The organism is Pseudomonas sp. LB3P25 (genome assembly GCF_054897985.1).
The window spans coordinates 537850-554090 of sequence record NZ_CM142711.1 but is presented as its reverse complement, the minus strand read 5'-3'; the positions used below and the strand labels follow the sequence as shown (position 1 = coordinate 554090).

Genomic DNA, 16241 nt, shown 5'->3' with positions numbered 1-16241 from the left:
TTTAAACTGCCACTCCCTTTTCCATCGCCCTCTTTTAACTCAGCCACGAGTGGAATCCATGACTACCACGCCTAAACCTTTGGTCCTGATTATTCTCGACGGCTTCGGTCACAGTGAGAGCCCTGAATCCAACGCCATCTTTGCGGCGAAGAAGCCCGTACTGGACCGTCTGTGGGCCACCGTGCCGAACGGCCTGATCTCGGGCAGCGGCATGGATGTCGGCCTGCCGGATGGCCAGATGGGCAACTCCGAAGTCGGCCACATGAACCTCGGCGCTGGCCGCGTGGTGTATCAAGACTTCACGCGGGTGACCAAATCGATCCGCGACGGCGAGTTCTTCGAGAACCCGACCCTCTGCGCCGCTGTCGATAAAGCCGTCGCTGCCGGTAAAGCCGTGCATTTCATGGGCCTGCTGTCCGATGGCGGCGTTCACAGCCACCAGGATCACCTGATTGCCATGGCCGAACTGGCTTTCAAGCGCGGCGCCGAAAAAATCTATCTGCACGCCTTCCTTGATGGTCGCGACACGCCGCCGAAAAGCGCTCAGTCGTCCATCGAACTGTTGGATGCAGCCTTCCAGGCCCTCGGCAAAGGCCGGATCGCCAGCATTATCGGCCGTTACTTCGCCATGGACCGCGACAACCGTTGGGACCGCGTGTCCCAAGCTTACAACCTGATTGTCGATGGCAACGGCGAATTCAACGCCGCCACCGCTCAGGAAGGCCTGCAAGCCGCGTACGATCGTGGCGAGAGCGACGAATTCGTAAAAGCCACCTCCATCGGCGAGCCGGTTAAAGTCGAAGACGGCGACGCCGTGGTGTTCATGAACTTCCGCGCCGACCGCGCCCGTGAACTGACCCGCGTATTCGTCGAAGACGATTTCAAGGAATTCGAACGTGCCCGCCAGCCAAAACTGGCCGGCTTCGTCATGCTGACCCAGTACGCCGCCAGCATTCCTGCGCCATCGGCCTTCGCCGCAGGCAGCCTGGACAACGTGCTGGGCGACTACCTGGCGAAAAACGGCAAGACCCAACTGCGCATCGCTGAAACCGAGAAATACGCCCACGTGACCTTCTTCTTCTCAGGCGGTCGCGAAGAACCATTCCCGGGCGAAGAACGCATCCTGATCCCGTCGCCAAAAGTCGCCACCTATGACTTGCAGCCCGAGATGAGCGCCCCGGAAGTCACCGACCGCATCGTCGATGCCATCGAAAACCAGCGTTACGACGTGATCGTAGTCAACTACGCCAACGGCGACATGGTCGGCCACAGCGGCGTGTTCGACGCAGCCGTCAAAGCCGTTGAATGCCTCGACCTGTGTGTCGGCCGCATCGTCGATGCGCTGGAAACAGTCGGTGGCGAAGCGCTGATCACAGCCGACCACGGCAACGTCGAGCAAATGTCCGACGCCTCCACTGGCCAGGCGCATACCGCGCACACCACCGAACCGGTGCCGTTCATCTATGTCGGCAAGCGTGACTTCAAGGTTCGCGACGGAGGCGTGCTGGCGGATGTGGCGCCGACCATGCTGATGTTGATGGGGCTTGAGAAACCGGCGGAAATGACCGGGACATCGATTCTGGTGTAACCCGATCGTTCAAACGCCTCTAATCCCTGTGGGAGCGAGCCTGCTCGCGATAGCAATCTGATAACCAACATCGATGTTGAATATTAGGACGCCATCGCGAGCAGGCTCGCTCCCACATTGGTTTTGGGTGGTTTGATAGAACAATTTTCTCCGCAACCCGGTCCAGTCATCACACAGCCCCAATTGGGCATTTTTTTTGCCACGCTTGGCGGGCATACTAGGCTGTCCCTTTCCCTGGTGTCGCCCGCCTCTATGCTTCGCGTCCTGATAGCCCTTGCTCTGACATGCCTGCTCCAACCGGCCTTTGCTGACGAGCGCGCGCAAACCCAACAACAGTTGGACGCCACGCGTCAGGACATTGCCGAGCTGAAAAAACTGCTGGGCAAGCTCCAGGAAGAAAAGTCCGGTGTGCAAAAAGACCTCAAAGGCACCGAGACCGAGATGGGCAAGCTTGAGAAGCAGGTCGAAGCCCTGCAAAAAGAGCTGAAGAAAAGCGAAGCCGAGCTGCAGCGACTCGATGCCGAGAAAAAAAAACTCCAGAGCGCGCGCATTGAACAGCAGCGACTGATCGCCATTCAGGCCCGCGCGGCCTATCAAAACGGTCGTCAGGAGTACTTGAAGCTGCTGCTCAACCAGCAGAACCCGGAAAAATTCGCCCGCACCCTCACCTATTACGACTACCTGAGCCAGGCCCGCCTGGAGCAGCTGAAGAATTTCAACGAAACCCTGCGCCAACTGGCCAATGTCGAAAAAGACATCGCCATGCAACAGGCGCAATTGCTGGTGCAGAAAAGCAGCCTCGACAGCCAGCGCGACGAACTCGACAAAGTCCGCAAGGAGCGCCAGCAAGTCCTGGCCAAGCTCAGCGACGACGTGAAGGCCCGCGACCAGAAGCTGGTAGCCCGCGAGCAGGATCAGGCCGACCTGTCTAAAGTCCTTAAAACCATTGAAGAAACCTTGGCCCGTCAGGCCCGAGAGGCAGAAGAAGCGCGGCAAAAAGCGCTGATCGCCCAGCAGGAAGCCGAAAAAAAGCGTTTACGTGAGGCTCAGGCTGCAGCAGACGCAGACGCCACTGACGCCCCACGCAAACCCGTTAAATCGACACCCGGCGCCTTGGTATCAAGCTCAGGCGAGACGTTTGGCGGCCCCTTTGCTTCAAGCCGGGGAAAACTTCCGTGGCCCGTTGATGGTCGACTGCTGGCACGCTTTGGCGAAACCCGTGGCGACGACGCCCGCACCAAGTGGGATGGCGTGATGATCAGCGCCTCCGCCGGCAGCCAGGTGCACGCCGTGCATGGCGGTCGCGTGGTGTTCGCCGACTGGTTGCGAGGCGCCGGGCTGCTGGTGATTCTCGACCACGGCAACGGTTTTTTGAGTCTTTATGGTCACAACCAGACGCTGCTCAAGTCTGCGGGTGACGTGGTAAAAGCCGGTGAGTCCATCTCCACTGTGGGTAACAGTGGCGGGCAGGACACACCAGCGCTGTATTTCGCTATTCGTCAGCAGGGTCACCCGAGTGATCCGGCGCAATGGTGTCGTGCGCAAGGATAAGTACGCCATCTACTTCAGGAGTTCGTTCGACATGCTGCATTTGTCCCGCCTTACCTCGCTGGCCCTGACGATCGCCCTGGTGATCGGCGCGCCTCTGGCGTTCGCCGCTCAACCTGCTCCGGCGGCCGCGCCTGCGGGCACTGCTGCGACTACCAAGGCGCCATTGCCTCTGGAAGAGTTGCGCACCTTTGCCGAGGTCATGGATCGGATCAAGGCTGCCTATGTCGAGCCGGTGGACGACAAGACCCTGCTGGAAAACGCGATCAAGGGCATGCTCAGCAACCTCGACCCGCACTCCGCCTACCTGGGCCCGGAAGACTTCGCTGAATTGCAGGAAAGCACCAGCGGTGAGTTCGGCGGCCTGGGCATCGAAGTTGGCGCCGAAGACGGTTTCATCAAGGTGGTTTCGCCGATCGATGACACCCCGGCCTCCAAGGCTGGCATTCAGGCCGGCGACTTCATCGTCAAGATCAACGGCCAGCCGACCCGCGGCCAGAGCATGACCGAAGCAGTGGATAAGATGCGCGGCAAGATCGGCCAGAAAATCACCCTGACCCTGGTGCGCGACGGCGGTACGCCGTTCGACGTGATCCTGACCCGCGCCATCATCCAGGTGAAGAGCGTTAAGGCGCAGTTGCTGGAGTCGGGCTACGGCTACATCCGCATCACTCAGTTCCAGGTCAAGACCGGCGAAGAAGTCTCCAAGGCCCTGGCCAAGCTGCGCAAGGACAACGGCAAGAAGCTCAAAGGCATCATTCTCGACCTGCGTAATAACCCGGGCGGCGTGCTGCAAGCGGCGGTGGAAGTGGTCGACCACTTCATCACCAAGGGCCTGATCGTTTACACCAAGGGCCGTATCGCCAACTCCGAACTGCGCTTCTCCGCCACCGGCAAGGACGAAAGCGAAGCCGTGCCAATGGTCGCGCTGATCAACGGCGGCAGCGCCTCGGCCTCGGAAATTGTCGCCGGTGCCTTGCAGGATCAGAAACGCGCGGTGGTCATGGGCACCACCAGTTTCGGCAAAGGCTCGGTACAAACCGTGCTGCCGCTGAACAACGAACGCGCACTGAAGATCACCACGGCGCTGTATTACACGCCGAACGGCCGCTCGATCCAGGCTCAGGGCATCGTCCCGGACATCGAAGTGCGCAAGGCCAAGATCACCAACGAGCAGGACGGCGAGTACTTCAAGGAAGCCGATCTGCAAGGTCACTTGGGCAATGGCAACGGCGGCGCCGACAAACCGACTTCCAGCAGCAAAGCCAAGGCAATGCCGCAGGATGATGATTACCAATTGGCCCAGGCCCTGAGCCTGCTCAAAGGGTTGAGCATCACCTCCGGCCGCTGAGATGCGCCTGCGGTTATTCCTCGGTCTGCTGTGTTGTCTGGCGGGTGTTGCTCACGCTACGCCCGTCGCGACGGCGCCTCAAAAGGCCTATCTAAGCCTGATCATCGATGACCTGGGGCAGAACCTGCCCCGGGATCGTCGCGTGCTGGCCCTGCCCGGGCCCGTAACCACCGCGATCATGCCCGACACGCCCCACGCCACCGAATTCGCCCGCGAGGCTCATCGCGCCGGCAAAATCGTCATTCTGCACATGCCCATGGACCCGGCCACCGGCCCGTTCGCCTGGCATCCCGATTTGCCCATCGACGAGCTTGAGAAACGCCTGAACGCGGCCTTCAAGGTCGTGCCGTACACCGCTGGCATCAACAATCACATGGGCAGTCGCATGACCGCTCAGCCGGCTGCCATGGCCTGGTTGATGGCCGACCTGCAACGTCGGCACAAATTCTTCGTCGACAGCCGCACCAGCGCGCAAACCGTGGCGGCCGCCGAGGCGCAGAAAATTGGCTTGGCGAGCGTTTCGCGGGATGTGTTTCTGGACGATGAACGCACCGAAGCGGCGATCTTCACGCAGCTACAGACGGCGATCGGCCTGGCGCGAAAACAAGGCTCGGCGGTGATGATCGGGCATCCCTACCCGCAGACGCTGGCGGTGCTGGAGCGAGAGCTGCCCAGGCTCAAGGCTCAGGGAATTGACTGGATCGATATCAAAATGATGATCAGCGTGCGCGGCAATCGCGCAACGGCTGCACATGGTAAGAACGGTGTGTATTGGTAACTCGCCACACCACTAAACCATTGTGGGAGCGAGCCTGCTCGCGAAGGGGCCATCACAGTCGATGCATACGTTGACTGTCAATCCGCTTTCGCGAGCAGGCTCGCTCCCACTTTGAATTGTGCATGGCACAAGATTTGGCGTTTGGATTTAGAGATACCGCGCCATGATGTCGTCCACTACGCCTTCCTTGCGCAGCTGATCCAGCGCAGCCTGCAGCTTGGCCACCACTTCGTCCGGCACATCCTTGTTCAATGCCAGGTACAACTCGGCACTGTTGAATCGCAGCACAGTCTTGAGGCCAGTCACGCCATCCTGTCGAGCGAGGTAACGGCCGGCCGGGTCGCCAGTAGCCCAAAGATCAATCTGGCCGCTGACCAGCTTTTTCGCGTTGTCCTGATCGCGCAGTACGACGATCGGATTTAACCCTTGCTTGGCCAGAGTCTCGGCGATCGCATCGCCCTTATACGCACCAATCTTGTACCTGCGCGCATCTTCCAGGGTTTCGAGGTTGATCTTGCTATCAGCCTTGGCCAGCATGACCCAGTCATCCGGACCAATAGGGCCAACCCACTTGAAGAGTTTTTCGCGGTCCGGCAGCCGAGCCATGACGAATACACCGTAGCCGGGTTTCTCCAGGGTGAGTTTGTAGATGCGCTCCCAAGGGAAACGCAGCGTCAGGCTATAGGTAATCTCGGCGCGCTTGAACATCTCACGGACGACGTCCACGGCGATGCCGTTGATGTTCTCGTCCTGAGCGAAGTTCTTGCCGTTCTTGGCCATGTTGTATGGCGGGAAGTTTTCCGTCAGCAACACCAGGTCGGTGCCGGGACTTTCTTCAGCGTGCACTCCATTGATGAGCAATAGAGAAGCGCTGGCGAGGACAAGAAGAAGGCGTTTAAGCATGTCTGGCTACCGAGATCCATGGCGTACCCAAGAGTGCCTTGAGCCCGCCATGCTGTCCACTGGCCTGCATCGATTTGTTTAGGCGCAGGTAGTTTTCGCAGGCGCCTAACGCATCACGATTCCGCGATGAGCCATGTAGGCCTTAGCTTCCTGCACGGTGTATTCGCCGAAGTGGAAAATACTCGCCGCCAACACTGCACTGGCGTGGCCTTCAAGGATGCCGTCGGCCAAGTGTTGCAGGTTGCCGACACCACCGGAGGCGATCACCGGAATACCTAATGCATCACTGATGGCGCGAGTGACGCCCAGGTCAAAGCCGTTTTTCATGCCGTCCTGGTCCATGCTGGTCAGCAGGATTTCACCGGCGCCGAGGCCTTCCATTTTCTTCGCCCATTCAACGGCGTCGAGGCCGGTAGGCTTGCGACCGCCGTGGGTGAAGATTTCCCAGCGCGGGGTTTCGCCCGGCAGCGAAACCTTCTTGGCGTCGATGGCAACGACGATGCACTGCGAGCCGAAATGCTGAGCCGCTTCACCAACAAACTCAGGATTGAATACCGCAGCAGTGTTGATCGAAACCTTGTCCGCGCCGGCATTCAACAGATTGCGAATGTCCTGCACGGTGCGCACGCCGCCACCCACGGTCAGCGGAATGAACACCTGGCTCGCCATGCGTTCGACGGTATGCAGCGTGGTGTCGCGGCCATCGACGCTGGCGGTGATGTCGAGAAAAGTAATCTCGTCGGCACCCTGCTCGTCATAACGACGGGCGATTTCCACCGGGTCACCGGCGTCACGAATGTTCTCGAACTTGACGCCCTTGACCACCCGGCCGTTATCCACGTCCAGGCAAGGGATGATGCGTTTGGCCAGCGCCATGGTCAGTCCTCAGCCTTTGTACGAATCGCAGAAAGCTTGCGCTTCAGCGACGTCGAGGGTGCCTTCGTAGATCGCCCGGCCGGTGATGGCGCCGATGATGCCTGGCGCCTTGGCGTCGAGCAGCGACTTGATGTCACCCAGATTGTGGATACCGCCCGAAGCGATGACCGGAATTTTCGTCGCGGCAGCCAGCGCAGCGGTGAACGGTACGTTGCAGCCCTGCATCATGCCGTCTTTGGCGATGTCGGTATAAACGATCGCGGACACGCCGTCGGCTTCGAATTGCTTGGCCAGGTCGATCACCTGAATGGTGCTGATCTCAGCCCAGCCGTCGGTGGCGACAAAACCGTCTTTGGCATCCAGACCGACAATCACCTTGCCCGGGAACGCGCGGCAGGCTTCGGCGACGAAGGCCGGATCTTTCACGGCTTTGGTGCCGATGATCACGTAGCTCACGCCCGCTTTCACGTAATACTCGATGGTTTCCAGGGAACGGATACCGCCGCCGATCTGGATCGGCAGGTTCGGGTAGCGCTTGGCGATGGCGGTGACCACTTCGCCGTTGACCGGCTGGCCTTCGAAGGCGCCGTTCAGGTCGACCAGATGCAGACGACGGCAACCGCCCTCCACCCACTTGGCAGCCATGCTCACCGGGTCATCGGAGAACACCGTGGAATCTTCCATGCGGCCCTGGCGCAGACGAACACAGGCACCGTCTTTAAGATCGATAGCGGGAATAATCAGCATCTGGCAAACCTTCAAATTCGATTGTTCAGCTTCGCTCGAAAATCAGTTTTTCTCGAGCGCCCACAAGTCGCTTTCGATGCTTTCGAACCTCTCTTTGAGGTGCGTCTGCACATCGAAAATCGCCCTGTTGTAATAATGCGGAGCAATTTCACGGGTAAACAGCTCAAGGATTTCAGCCGCTTCGAACGAACCCAGGTCCAGTTCGAAGCGATCTTCCATAAAGCGTTTGATCTTGTGATTGGCCTCGCTCTCCTGTTCGGGAGTGAGGGTCAGGATCGGCGGCTTCGTTTTCTTGGCTGTCATTTACCAGCGACCATCCCACGCAGCGAAGTTCTGCAGCAATTGCAGGCCATGGGTATGGCTCTTCTCCGGGTGGAACTGCACGGCGAAACGCGAGCCATCGGCCAGCGCCGCAGCGAAATCGACACCGTAGTGACCGCCACCCACCACCTGCCGCGGATTGCCGGCAGCGATGTAGTAGCTGTGCACAAAGTAAAAACGCGCCAGATCCGGAATGTTGTGCCACAGCGGGTGACTCACCGTCTGCTTCACTTCGTTCCAGCCCATGTGCGGGACTTTCAGGTGTTCGCCGTCTTCGTGCAGGTCTTTGCCAAAGAACTTCACCGCGCCCGGAAACAGGCCGATGCAGTCGACGCCATCGTTCTCTTCACTGCTGTCGAGCAAGGCTTGCATGCCGACGCAGATGCCGAGGAACGGACGGTCCTGGCTGACTTCACGCACCAGCGAATCGAAGCCCAGGCGACGGATCTCCGCCATGCAATCGCGAATCGCGCCGACGCCGGGGAATACCACCCGGTCGGCTTCGCGAATCACGTCGGCATCGCTGGTGATCAGGACCTTGCCGGCACCGACGTGCTCGAGGGCCTTGGCCACCGAGTGCAGGTTGCCCATGCCGTAATCGATAACCGCGACCGTCTGCATTACAGAACGCCTTTGGTCGACGGCATTTGACCGGCCATGCGGTCATCCAGCTCTACCGCCATGCGCAGTGCGCGGCCGAAAGCCTTGAACACGGTTTCGATCTGGTGGTGGGTGTTGTGCCCACGCAGATTGTCGATGTGCAGGCTGACGTTGGCGTGGTTGACGAAGCCCTGGAAGAATTCCTGGAACAGGTCAACGTCGAAACCGCCGACGGTGGCGCGGGTATAAGGAACATGCATCTGCAGGCCAGGGCGGCCGGAGAAGTCGATCACCACGCGCGACAGCGCTTCATCGAGCGGCACGTAGGCGTGGCCGTAGCGACGGATGCCTTTCTTGTCGCCGATGGCTTTGGTGAAGGCCTGCCCCAGGGTGATACCGACGTCTTCCACCGTGTGGTGGTCGTCGATATGCAGGTCGCCCTTGCTGACAATATCCAGGTCGATCAGCCCGTGACGGGCGATCTGGTCCAGCATGTGCTCAAGAAAAGGAACACCGATATCAAATCGGGCCTTTCCGGTGCCATCCAGGTTGATCGAGGCTTTGATCTGGGTTTCCAGAGTGTCGCGCTCGACTGACGCCTTACGTTCGGCCATCACCAGCTCCGCAAAATCATTGGGCGAAAAAGGCAACCATTATAGGGGCGCGAGCGCCAAACAGAAACACGGGAGGTGATATGACTGACGGAGTGAATCCGGCGCTGTCGGGGATAGACATGTCCATACAAGCGATTTGTATACACCACATAACAAATGTGGGAGCGAGCCTGCTCGCGAAAGGGCCTTCACATTCAACATCTCTGTCGACTGTCAGACCGCATTCGCGAGCAGGCTCGCTCCCACAGGGGTGATACGTTTACTTAGTGGAAGAGTACTGCAGTCTTTTGCAGGGTCACCCACACACCCCACGCCAACGGAATACCCACCACCAACCACGCAACCACTGCCAAAGGCTTGGTGCCCGCATCCGCTTTCCACTCCAAAACGGTGCTGCTGTCAGCCCCCTTGTCGTGGCCCAGCGCCTGTTCGGCAGCCAGTTCAGCGTCGGTCATGAAGTACTTGTCCGCCACCGGACGCACCAGCAGATTGCAGATGAAACCCAGCACCAGCAGGCCCGCGAGGATGTACAGGGTGATGTCGTAAGCCGCGGCGCGTTCAACACCGATGCTCAGCTGATACTCACGCAGGTAGTTCACCAACACCGGCCCCAACACGCCCGCCGCTGCCCAGGCCGTCAGCAGACGACCATGGATCGCGCCGACCATTTGCGTACCGAACAGGTCCGCCAGGTAAGCCGGCACCGTCGCAAAACCACCGCCGTACATCGACAAGATGATGCAGAACGCCGCCACGAACAGCGCAACGTTGCCCAGATGACCGAGGTTCGGGATCAGCGCGTACAGGGCAAAACCCAGGGCGAAGAACACGAAATAGGTGTTTTTGCGGCCCAGGTAATCCGAAAAAGAAGCCCAGAAGAACCGGCCACCGATGTTGAACAGACTCAGCAAACCAGTAAAACCGGCAGCAATCGCAGCGATCGAGGCCAACTGCGAGGCGTCGAGCTGACCGAAAGTCAGACCGTTACCCAGCAATTTACCGGCAAATACTTCCTGCAACAGCGGCGAAGCCATGCCGAGGATGCCGATACCCGCCGAAACGTTCAGGCACAGCACCAGCCACACCAGACGGAATTGCGGGGTTTTCCACGCCACATTCACATGGACGTGACGGTGGGTGATCATCGCGTTGGAAGCTTTCTTCGCCGGAGCTGTCCAGCCTTCAGGTTTCCAGCCGGTTGGCGGAACGCGGTAGGACAGTGCGCCGCCGATCATGAACACGAAGTAGATCGCGGCCATCACCAGGAAGCTCTGCCATACGCCGACGCTGGTTGGCGAAGCGAAGTGACCCATCAGCGCTGCGGCCAGCGGAGCACCGACCATCGCGCCACCACCGAAACCCATGATCGCCATGCCGGTCGCCATGCCGCGTTTGTCCGGGAACCACTTGATCAAGGTCGAGACCGGCGAGATGTAACCCAGGCCCAGACCGATACCGCCAATGACCCCGGAGCCGATCCACATCAGCCATATCTGGTGGGTGTAGACCCCCAGCGCTGAAATCAGCAGACCGCCACACCAACACAGTGCCGATACAACGCCAGCCTTGCGTGGCCCGGCGTGTTCCAGCCAGCCGCCCCAGATGGCGGCCGAGCAACCGAGGAAGATGAAGAACAGGGTATAGATCCAGCCGAGCATCGAGATCGGCCAGTCACATTGGGACGAGAAGACTTGAGAGATGAAGCTCATGTCCGGCGCGCAGGTCACTGCCTTGGTCACGCCCAAGGCTTTGGACAGTGGCAACCAGAACACCGAAAAGCCATAGGCCATGCCGATGCACAGGTGGATGGCCAAGGCGGCCGGCGGTACCAGCCAACGGTTGAAACCGGGTTTGGCGATGATGCGCTCCTTGGACAGGAACGCGGGCTGGTCGGCTTTGAGGCCGTCCGCCGTGATGCTCGTGGTCATTGTGTATCCCCCAATTATTAGTAGGGTTCGTCAGCGCTCCTCACCCCCCAGCCTTTATGCGCACGCATGACTGTTTTTTGGGGTAAAGCTCCATCTTGGTGCGACATCACGTCGCAGAAGGACGGACGAACCGGCAGAGGTTACCATCTGTACGTGACAGAAAAACCAAAGTGATATCACCTTTTGTATGTCATCAGTTCTCGTACCACTGAAGGAACCCTCATGCCGATCATTGTCGAGCCGCTAAACGAAGCCACTTATCAGGATCAGCAAGATCTGCAGAAGATCTACCGTGATGCGCCGGACTGGCTGTTTGCCCCGTTTGCCGGGGATTTGCAACTGATCGAAGGCTGCCTGCTGGATGGCTCCCTGATCGCCGGCCGCTTCAACGATCGACTGTTAGGCGCGGCACGCCTGCAACGGCACCAGGATGTCTGGTATCTGTCCCAACTATGTGTACGAAAAATTACTCGGCGGCGTGGCGTGGCCGAGCGCCTGGTGAATGAAGCGCAGAAAATGGCCTCGCAATCGGGCGCAACATTGCGCTTGCTGGCGCCTGCCGGGCACCTGGAGGCACAAGCGCTGGCGGCCAAACTGAAAATACCGCTGGATGAGTTGCCGACGTGATCGCTGACCGGTCGTCCGCTACGGAGCGCTATACTCCCCGGCTAAATTTCGAATTCGACTAACTACAAGGACTCGCCCATGAAAGCGTTCGGCAAAATCCTGGGTCTGGTACTTCTCGGGCTGTTGCTGATCATTGTGGCGTTGGGCTTTGCCCTGACCCACCTCTTTGATCCCAACGACTATAAAGACGAGATTCGCCAGATAGCCCGCGACAAGGCCCACATCGAGCTGACGCTCAATGGCGATATCGGTTGGAGCCTGTTCCCGTGGCTGGGCCTGGAATTGCACGAAGCCAGCGTCGCGACCCTGGCCAAGCCCACCGAGCCGTTCGCTGATTTGCAGATGCTCGGCCTGTCGGTTCGCGTGCTTCCGCTGCTGCGCCGTGAAGTGCAGATGAGCGATGTGCGCGTCGAAGGCCTGAACCTGCGCCTGAACCGCGACAAGGACGGCCACGGCAACTGGCAGGACATCGGCAAGACCCCGGCGCCGGCCACCCCGGCCACGCCGCCCGCGACCACTGGCGAACCAGCGACCGAGACCACCGCCCAAGCGGAAAAACCGGCTCAGCCGATCCGCCTGGACATCGACAGCCTGACCGTCAACAACGCCCGCGTTGAATACAGCGACGAGAAAACCGGCAAGCAATTCAGCGCCGAAAGCATCCAGCTGAGTACCGGCCCGGTGCATGACTCCACCAACATCCCGGTCAAACTCACCGCGTTCCTGGGCACCAACCAGCCGGTCTTGCGTGTCCGTACCGAGCTCAACGGCGAGCTGCGTTTCGAGCGCGCACTGCAGCGCTACAAATTCGAAGACATGAAACTCTCCGGCGAAGTGGCTGGCGATCCGCTGCAAGGCAAAACCATGACCTTCGCCGCCCAGGGCCAGTTGCTGCTGGATAAAGCCGCGAACGTCGCCGAATGGACCGGCATCAAGATCTCAGCCAACCAACTGCGCGCATTGGGTGAACTGAAGGTCAACGACCTCGACAAGACGCCGCAAATCAGCGGCGGCCTGTCGATTGCCCAGTTCGATCTGGCGAAATTCGTCGACAGCATCGGCCAGAAGCTTCCGGCGATGGCTGAAGGCAGCCTGAGCAAAGTCGAACTGGCCAGCCGCCTTGCCGGCACGCCGACCAGCGTGATCCTGGACAACATCAACCTCAAAGTCGACGACAGCACCTTCAGCGGCCGCATCGCCGTCGAGGACTTCGCCAAACAATCGCTGCGGGCGACCCTCAAGGCCGACACCTTCAACGTCGACCGTTATCTGCCACCAAAATCTGCCGAAGCCAATAGCGCGACGCAGGTGCGTCAGGCCGAAGTGGCCAGCACCGAAGCCGACGCCATGGCTGGCCCGGGCAACACCCCGCTGCCGCAAGCACCGACCAAAGACGCGTGGAGCAACGAGCGCCTCCTGCCGGTGGAACGCCTGAGCAAACTCGATGTGGACGCGGACCTGACTTTCGGCCAGCTGACCCTCGATAAATTGCCGATCCAGAACGCTGCGCTCAAGGCCACAGGCCAGGGCGGTCTGCTGACACTGGAAAGCCTGCGCGGCGACTTGTACGACGGCAACTTCGACGCCAAGGGCACCCTCGATGTGCGTCAGCAAGTGCCGGCGGTGAACATGCAGACGAACATCAGCAAAGTGCCGGTAGAAAAAATCCTCGAAAGCCAAGGTAAAAATCCGCCGGTCAAAGGCCTGGTGACGCTCAACAGCAACCTGACCGGCAGCGGCAACAGCCAGAAAGCACTGATCGAAAGCCTCAACGGCAACGCCAGCTTCGTCATCAACAATGGCGTTCTGCTCAATGCCAACCTCGAACAACAGCTGTGCAAAGGCATCGCCACCCTGAACCGTAAATCCCTCAGCAGCGAGCCACGGGGCAAGGACACACCGTTCCAGGAGCTCAAGGGCAACCTGACCTTCCGTAACGGCGTGGCCAGCAACCCGGACCTGAAAGTGCGCATCCCGGGCATGACCGTCAACGGCGACGGTGACGTCGATCTGAGGGTGCTGGGCATGGATTACCGTGTGGGCGTTATCGTCGAAGGCGACAAGAGCGACATGCCGGACCCGGCTTGCCAGGTCGGCGAGAAGTTCGTCGGCATCGAGTGGCCGCTGCGCTGCCGTGGCCCGCTGGAACTGGGCGCCAAGGCTTGCCGCCTCGATAACGAACGCATGGGCCAGGTCGCGAGCAAACTGGCTGGCGAGCGGATCAGCGAAAAAATCGACGAGAAACTCGGCGACAAAGTCAGCCCGGAACTGAAAAACGCGTTGAAGGGGCTGTTCAAGCGATGAAAGCCGAGCAGTTTTCAACGGCGGTGCTGGACTGGTACGACCGCCACGGCCGTCACGACCTGCCCTGGCAACAAGGCATCACCCCGTATCGGGTGTGGGTCTCGGAAATCATGTTGCAGCAGACCCAGGTCAGCACTGTGCTGAACTACTTCGATCGGTTCATGGCCTCGTTGCCAACGGTCGAAGCCCTGGCCGCCGCGCCGGAAGACGAAGTCCTGCACCTGTGGACCGGCCTGGGTTACTACACCCGCGCACGCAATCTGCAGAAGACCGCGAAGATTGTTGTCGCCGAGTACGGCGGCGAGTTTCCGCGGGATGTGGAAAAACTCACTGATCTGCCGGGTATCGGCCTGTCCACGGCGGGCGCCATCGCCAGCCTGAGCATGGGCCTGCGGGCGCCGATCCTCGACGGCAACGTCAAACGGGTACTCGCGCGCTTTACCGCGCAAGAAGGTTATCCGGGCGAGCCCAAGGTCGCCAAACAGCTGTGGGCGAACGCTGAGCGCTTTACGCCGCATGATCGGGTCAATGCCTATACCCAGGCGATGATGGATCTGGGCGCCACGCTTTGCACCCGCAGCAAGCCGAGCTGCCTGCTCTGCCCGCTGAAAAAAGGCTGCGAAGCGCACATGCTCGGCCTGGAGACGCGCTATCCAATCCCCAAACCGCGTAAAGCCGTGCCTCAGAAGCGCACGCTGATGCCGATGCTCGCCAACGGCGAAGGCGCGATTCTGCTTTACCGTCGCCCTTCCACGGGCTTGTGGGGCGGTCTATGGAGCCTGCCGGAACTCGACGACCTCGACGACCTGCAACATCTGGCTTCGCAGCATTCGCTGGAGCTTGGCAGCCAACAGGCGCTGCCGAGCCTGGTACACACCTTCAGTCATTTTCAGTTGTCCATCGAACCCTGGCTGGTTCAGGTCCAGGAGGCTGGCCATCACGTGGCCGAGGCCGACTGGCTCTGGTATAACCTCGCCACCCCGCCGCGCCTGGGCCTTGCCGCCCCGGTCAAAACCTTGCTCGAACGCGCGGCCGCCGTATTGAACGCAGGAGAGTCGTCATGACCCGCACCATCATGTGCCGCAAGTACAAAGAAGAATTGCCCGCCCTGGAGCGCGCTCCATTTCCAGGCGCAAAAGGTCAGGACATTTTTGACCACGTCTCGGCCAAAGCCTGGGCAGACTGGCAAAAGCACCAGACTCTGCTGATCAACGAAAAACGCCTGAACATGATGAACGCCGAAGACCGCAAATACCTTCAGGGCGAGATGGACAAGTTCTTTTCCGGCGAGGAATACGCCAAGGCTGACGGCTACGTTCCGCCGGCTGAATAATCCCGCTTTTTCGAGGGTCGGAACGTAAGCGACGGTAATAATTAAAATTTTTTTGAAAACTTTCTTGACGACCCCCTGAAAAACCAGTTTAATGCGCCCCGTTGCCCAGATAGCTCAGTCGGTAGAGCAGGGGATTGAAAATCCCCGTGTCGGCGGTTCGATTCCGTCTCTGGGCACCAAATACCGAAAACCCTGAATCGCAAGATTCAGGGTTTTTTTATGCCTGCGATTTAGTTGATGACGCTACGCAGTCGTCGCTAGTTCTCAGCCCCCCAGTGGAAGACCAGGTTATGAGCGGCGCCGCTGCCTACATCCGCCGTATCACGCCGGACTTCACCTCTATGCGTGGCGACAACTGTGTACTTGCCGGCAGGCAGTTGAACGTAGACCAGCGGACCCGCCTCACTCAGTGTCAGCACGGGCTGCCCCTCGGCTTTCTGGATGATTACATCCACGTCGGGAACGTATTCGCTCGCAGGCCCGGTGGAGAAGGTCATGTGCAGGTTGTACCCAGTGGTTTGCTGGATGGCCTTTGACTCATCCTCGCCAACACCGCCGGACAAGTAAGCGATCCCGTTTTGCTCTTGCCTCTGGACTTGCACACCTGAGCTGTCGATGGGCTCCAGACTGGCGGCCGGTGAAATGCCTGAAAACATCAACGCGCCGACTGCGGCGATGGGCAACATGAGTGAATGGACGAACTTCATGATGGTGACTCCCGGG

16 protein-coding genes and 1 tRNA gene are annotated in these 16241 nt (G+C 59.7%); 9 read left to right on the top strand and 8 right to left on the bottom strand.

The features are described from left to right. Positions 1 to 58 precede the first annotated feature (58 nt). The 4 genes from gpmI to ACYZTW_RS02490 all read left to right on the top strand — a co-directional run bounded on the left by gpmI (position 59) and on the right by ACYZTW_RS02490 (position 5265). On the top strand, positions 59 to 1588 hold the full coding sequence (gene gpmI / locus ACYZTW_RS02505; RefSeq protein WP_462003607.1) for a 2,3-bisphosphoglycerate-independent phosphoglycerate mutase: 1530 nt from the start codon (positions 59 to 61) through the stop codon (positions 1586 to 1588). 252 nt (positions 1589 to 1840) lie between these two features. Beyond that, positions 1841 to 3139 (top strand): murein hydrolase activator EnvC family protein, encoded by a 1299-nt coding sequence (locus ACYZTW_RS02500; protein ID WP_462003606.1) that lies wholly within the window; start codon positions 1841 to 1843, stop codon positions 3137 to 3139. A 31-nt stretch (positions 3140 to 3170) separates the two neighbouring features. Further along, positions 3171 to 4487 carry a S41 family peptidase gene (locus ACYZTW_RS02495; protein WP_462005689.1) on the top strand — a complete coding sequence of 439 codons (1317 nt, stop codon included), beginning with the start codon at positions 3171 to 3173 and terminating at the stop codon, positions 4485 to 4487. A 1-nt stretch (position 4488) separates the two neighbouring features. Beyond that, complete coding sequence (locus ACYZTW_RS02490; RefSeq protein ID WP_462003605.1) at positions 4489 to 5265, top strand: divergent polysaccharide deacetylase family protein; 777 nt, start codon at positions 4489 to 4491, stop codon at positions 5263 to 5265. A gap of 147 nt (positions 5266 to 5412) precedes the next feature. On the opposite strand, the gene ACYZTW_RS02485 is transcribed toward ACYZTW_RS02490, so the two are convergent. From ACYZTW_RS02485 to ACYZTW_RS02455, 7 genes are all read right to left on the bottom strand, one after another. Beyond that, positions 5413 to 6168, bottom strand: a complete 756-nt coding sequence (locus ACYZTW_RS02485) for a substrate-binding periplasmic protein (protein ID WP_462003604.1) — start codon at positions 6166 to 6168, stop codon at positions 5413 to 5415. Positions 6169 to 6273: 105 nt separating this feature from the next. Beyond that, a complete protein-coding gene (gene hisF / locus ACYZTW_RS02480; RefSeq protein WP_007949037.1) occupies positions 6274 to 7044 on the bottom strand; it encodes an imidazole glycerol phosphate synthase subunit HisF in 771 nt (256 codons plus the stop codon). A gap of 9 nt (positions 7045 to 7053) precedes the next feature. After that, a complete protein-coding gene (gene hisA, locus ACYZTW_RS02475) occupies positions 7054 to 7791 on the bottom strand; it encodes a 1-(5-phosphoribosyl)-5-[(5-phosphoribosylamino)methylideneamino]imidazole-4-carboxamide isomerase (protein ID WP_462003603.1) in 738 nt (245 codons plus the stop codon). Positions 7792 to 7833: 42 nt separating this feature from the next. Next, a complete protein-coding gene (locus ACYZTW_RS02470) occupies positions 7834 to 8094 on the bottom strand; it encodes a DUF2164 domain-containing protein (protein WP_462003602.1) in 261 nt (86 codons plus the stop codon). Then, complete coding sequence (gene hisH, locus ACYZTW_RS02465; RefSeq protein ID WP_033058292.1) at positions 8095 to 8733, bottom strand: imidazole glycerol phosphate synthase subunit HisH; 639 nt, start codon at positions 8731 to 8733, stop codon at positions 8095 to 8097. It abuts the gene before it with no gap. Continuing rightward, entirely contained in the window at positions 8733 to 9326 is a 594-nt protein-coding gene (gene hisB / locus ACYZTW_RS02460; RefSeq protein WP_129439274.1) for an imidazoleglycerol-phosphate dehydratase HisB, read from the bottom strand. The genes hisH and hisB overlap by 1 nt, the downstream gene beginning before the upstream one ends. Before the next feature lie 263 nt (positions 9327 to 9589). Continuing rightward, complete coding sequence (locus ACYZTW_RS02455; RefSeq protein ID WP_462003601.1) at positions 9590 to 11254, bottom strand: OFA family MFS transporter; 1665 nt, start codon at positions 11252 to 11254, stop codon at positions 9590 to 9592. 222 nt (positions 11255 to 11476) lie between these two features. On the opposite strand from ACYZTW_RS02455, the gene ACYZTW_RS02450 reads away from it, so the two are divergent. The 5 genes from ACYZTW_RS02450 to ACYZTW_RS02430 all read left to right on the top strand — a co-directional run bounded on the left by ACYZTW_RS02450 (position 11477) and on the right by ACYZTW_RS02430 (position 15697). After that, entirely contained in the window at positions 11477 to 11881 is a 405-nt protein-coding gene (locus tag ACYZTW_RS02450) for an acetyl-CoA sensor PanZ family protein (protein WP_462003600.1), read from the top strand. 78 nt (positions 11882 to 11959) lie between these two features. Further along, positions 11960 to 14185, top strand: coding sequence for an AsmA family protein (locus tag ACYZTW_RS02445; protein WP_462003599.1), 2226 nt, complete (start codon positions 11960 to 11962; stop codon positions 14183 to 14185). Further along, a complete protein-coding gene (gene mutY / locus ACYZTW_RS02440) occupies positions 14182 to 15249 on the top strand; it encodes an A/G-specific adenine glycosylase (protein WP_462003598.1) in 1068 nt (355 codons plus the stop codon). The genes ACYZTW_RS02445 and mutY overlap by 4 nt, the downstream gene beginning before the upstream one ends. Beyond that, the gene (locus ACYZTW_RS02435; RefSeq protein WP_008149405.1) at positions 15246 to 15518 is read left to right on the top strand and encodes an oxidative damage protection protein; all 273 of its coding nucleotides are present in this window, start codon (positions 15246 to 15248) and stop codon (positions 15516 to 15518) included. Before mutY ends, ACYZTW_RS02435 begins: the two co-directional genes overlap by 4 nt. A 103-nt stretch (positions 15519 to 15621) precedes the next feature. Further along, positions 15622 to 15697 (top strand) — tRNA-Phe (locus ACYZTW_RS02430). A 78-nt stretch (positions 15698 to 15775) separates the two neighbouring features. Here the strand turns inward: ACYZTW_RS02430 and ACYZTW_RS02425 are convergent. Continuing rightward, positions 15776 to 16225 carry a carboxypeptidase regulatory-like domain-containing protein gene (locus ACYZTW_RS02425; protein ID WP_462003597.1) on the bottom strand — a complete coding sequence of 150 codons (450 nt, stop codon included), beginning with the start codon at positions 16223 to 16225 and terminating at the stop codon, positions 15776 to 15778. Between the last annotated feature and the right edge of the window lie 16 nt (positions 16226 to 16241).

Bases quoted from the DNA above. Each gene is read 5' to 3' on its own strand.
- hisB (WP_129439274.1), bottom strand. From the start codon at position 9,326: ATGGCCGAACGTAAGGCGTCAGTCGAGCGCGACACTCTGGAAACCCAG.
- ACYZTW_RS02485 (WP_462003604.1), bottom strand. From the start codon at position 6,168: ATGCTTAAACGCCTTCTTCTTGTCCTCGCCAGCGCTTCTCTATTGCTC.
- hisH (WP_033058292.1), bottom strand. From the start codon at position 8,733: ATGCAGACGGTCGCGGTTATCGATTACGGCATGGGCAACCTGCACTCG.
- ACYZTW_RS02450 (WP_462003600.1), top strand. From the start codon at position 11,477: ATGCCGATCATTGTCGAGCCGCTAAACGAAGCCACTTATCAGGATCAG.
- mutY (WP_462003598.1), top strand. From the start codon at position 14,182: ATGAAAGCCGAGCAGTTTTCAACGGCGGTGCTGGACTGGTACGACCGC.
- ACYZTW_RS02445 (WP_462003599.1), top strand. From the start codon at position 11,960: ATGAAAGCGTTCGGCAAAATCCTGGGTCTGGTACTTCTCGGGCTGTTG.
- ACYZTW_RS02470 (WP_462003602.1), bottom strand. From the start codon at position 8,094: ATGACAGCCAAGAAAACGAAGCCGCCGATCCTGACCCTCACTCCCGAA.
- hisF (WP_007949037.1), bottom strand. From the start codon at position 7,044: ATGGCGCTGGCCAAACGCATCATCCCTTGCCTGGACGTGGATAACGGC.
- ACYZTW_RS02435 (WP_008149405.1), top strand. From the start codon at position 15,246: ATGACCCGCACCATCATGTGCCGCAAGTACAAAGAAGAATTGCCCGCC.
- ACYZTW_RS02455 (WP_462003601.1), bottom strand. From the start codon at position 11,254: ATGACCACGAGCATCACGGCGGACGGCCTCAAAGCCGACCAGCCCGCG.
- hisA (WP_462003603.1), bottom strand. From the start codon at position 7,791: ATGCTGATTATTCCCGCTATCGATCTTAAAGACGGTGCCTGTGTTCGT.
- ACYZTW_RS02500 (WP_462003606.1), top strand. From the start codon at position 1,841: ATGCTTCGCGTCCTGATAGCCCTTGCTCTGACATGCCTGCTCCAACCG.
- ACYZTW_RS02495 (WP_462005689.1), top strand. From the start codon at position 3,171: ATGCTGCATTTGTCCCGCCTTACCTCGCTGGCCCTGACGATCGCCCTG.
- ACYZTW_RS02490 (WP_462003605.1), top strand. From the start codon at position 4,489: ATGCGCCTGCGGTTATTCCTCGGTCTGCTGTGTTGTCTGGCGGGTGTT.
- ACYZTW_RS02425 (WP_462003597.1), bottom strand. From the start codon at position 16,225: ATGAAGTTCGTCCATTCACTCATGTTGCCCATCGCCGCAGTCGGCGCG.
- gpmI (WP_462003607.1), top strand. From the start codon at position 59: ATGACTACCACGCCTAAACCTTTGGTCCTGATTATTCTCGACGGCTTC.